The organism is Desulfocicer niacini (assembly GCF_054657595.1).
The window spans coordinates 1-2,108 of sequence record NZ_BAAHYK010000126.1 but is presented as its reverse complement, the minus strand read 5'-3'; the positions used below and the strand labels follow the sequence as shown (position 1 = coordinate 2,108).

At 44.8% G+C, this 2,108-nt stretch carries 2 protein-coding genes; both read right to left on the bottom strand.

All coding sequences use genetic code 11. The annotated features are described in order from the left end of the window. Positions 1-8: 8 nt before the first annotated feature. The gene (locus tag ACYQ2M_RS24985) at positions 9-497 is read right to left on the bottom strand and encodes a GNAT family N-acetyltransferase (protein ID WP_459919123.1); all 489 of its coding nucleotides are present in this window, start codon (positions 495-497) and stop codon (positions 9-11) included. A gap of 381 nt (positions 498-878) precedes the next feature. After that, complete coding sequence (locus ACYQ2M_RS24980) at positions 879-1,766, bottom strand: epoxyqueuosine reductase (protein WP_459919122.1); 888 nt, start codon at positions 1,764-1,766, stop codon at positions 879-881. Between the last annotated feature and the right edge of the window lie 342 nt (positions 1,767-2,108).

Sequence of the window (2,108 nt, the reverse complement as noted above, 5' to 3'; positions counted from 1 at the left end):
CGGTGGTTTTATTCGTTAACCCGTTTGCCAATAATAGACAAACTGTATTCTTTTCCATCCATTTCAGCTACATATGGAAGTTCGCCCCATTCTTCAAATTCAAAAGATTTGAATAGTCTAATGCTTGGAATATTGTGCGAAAAGATAAAACAAACTACATTCTTTATGGCAAGCTTCTCTGTTGCTTTTAAGGATTCTGCTAAAAGTAAACGGCCTAATCCTTTTCCCCTGTGTTCTGGTGAGATATAGATACTGATTTCTGCAGTATGGTCATAGGCCGGTCGACCATAAAATGATTGAAAGCTTACCCAACCAACGACTTTACCATTGTCTTCATGAACTAACAAAGGTCTTTTTTGAGGATCGTGTTGCCTAAACCATTCTAATTTTGATTCAACAGATACTTCTGATGTATCTGCTGTTGATTGTCTTGTCGATATAGTGGAGTTGTATATGTCGACTATCTCTTTTAAATCTTTCTCTGTAGCATTTCTCATTTTTATCTCTAAACTCTTTCTCTTTCTTCACCGAACGGGGCTTGGTTCTAACTTCACCCAGTGGTATCCATAGAACACTTAAAAAACTAATATTATGAAAAAATTCAGTTATTTAACTGTTGATATTTGGTGTCTGCTGCCAAAAGTGGACGAACTTAGAACCAAGCCCACCGAACGTATTTCTCACCTGCCGGTATGGAGCGCAGCGGAATACCGGTCAGGTGCAGACAATGGTTCGGCCACAATCTCAGAAATTTCCAAGCATTTCGGTTGATCTCCTTCGCACTTTACCTATCCCATAAGGCCTGTTCCTTCTGCCAAAGGGTACGATCAAGCAATGAAACCATCATGAAGAGCTGGTCCATCATGCTTGGCATGGCCTTAGTTCGGCCCTTTTGCAGGGACACTGGATTCGCATGGAACACCTGTCTGGCACAGCCCGCATACATCAGTCTCAATACCGTAGCGGCTCTTTACAAACTCCCACGCGGTTCGGTAAAGGTAATCCCGGCATTTGGACTTATCGTGACCCCGTTGGGAGATCGCTCCTGCGGGGCATCGCTTGATGCATTTGCCGCATTTGCCCTGAGAGAAATAAAGGCAATACTCACGGTGATCCGTGTATGGCCTCCGGGTTGGCTGAATGGATACTGCAGCAACGACTGAGCCGCAGCGCATGGCTTTGCCGCGCTCCGTAATGAGGCCGTCGCAAAGTCCGAAAGTACCCAGACCAGAAACATGCGCGGCGTGACGCTCGGACCAGTTTGACGAACGACCGTACCGCTCTGAATCTTGTATAGACCAAAAAGGGGTAAGAACGGGCGCGACGGCGTCAAAGCCTGCGATCTTCAAACTCTCAATCACATGGCGACGAAGCAATGTGTTGAAGGCTTCACCATACTTTTTGGCTCTGGCCCATCTTTCGGAGGGGTAGATCGTCTCTCTCCGGTTGTCGGCCTTGGTGGCTTGGGTTTGTGGCAGTACCCAGCTAATGACCGTAAGCTCGGCGGTAGCTATCTTCCTGCCGGGGAATGACTTCTCGAAGACTTCTACGGGGGTCATGTAAAAAGAGCCTACGTCCTTTTTGATCAGCTGATAGAGAGAGTCCTCACCGCTCGAGAAACCCACAAGAGGCTCCTCCCAGGCCCGCTCATTCTCTTCATCCTTTAAAGAATTGTCCGGAGAGATGAGACAAAAATCCTTGATGACGTTTTCCAGCCACTGGGACAAGTCAGTGGCGCGTGTGTTTTTTCGATTTGCATGGGACATGGGTTGCCTCCTCGTTTGGATTTCAACTGCGGGACTTGGTCCAGTTTAAAGAGGATTTTTGATTGGTTTGAATACAATCTCTTAAACAAAGATTAATTAACTCAAGTTTCGCACCCTAAAACAGGGAGTTTTAACGAATAGAACCCCTTATAATTTGATACTTTATATAGAAAAGGGCTCCAAATAGTGGTATATGTAAGCTACTGAATTCAAACACAAACCACACACAATGAGTCCTTAAGTCATGTTTACCAAAAATTGCCGAAATTTTAAAGGGGAAATCGAATATTATCTGAATAATGGGCAAAATGTTTTTGATTCGAAAATCGATGGTGTTTTTCG

What these genes read in the sequence shown, in the direction of transcription:
- ACYQ2M_RS24985 (WP_459919123.1), bottom strand. Translation starts at nt 497, where the DNA reads ATGAGAAATGCTACAGAGAAAGATTTAAAAGAGATAGTCGACATATAC.
- ACYQ2M_RS24980 (WP_459919122.1), bottom strand. Translation starts at nt 1,766, where the DNA reads ATGTCCCATGCAAATCGAAAAAACACACGCGCCACTGACTTGTCCCAG.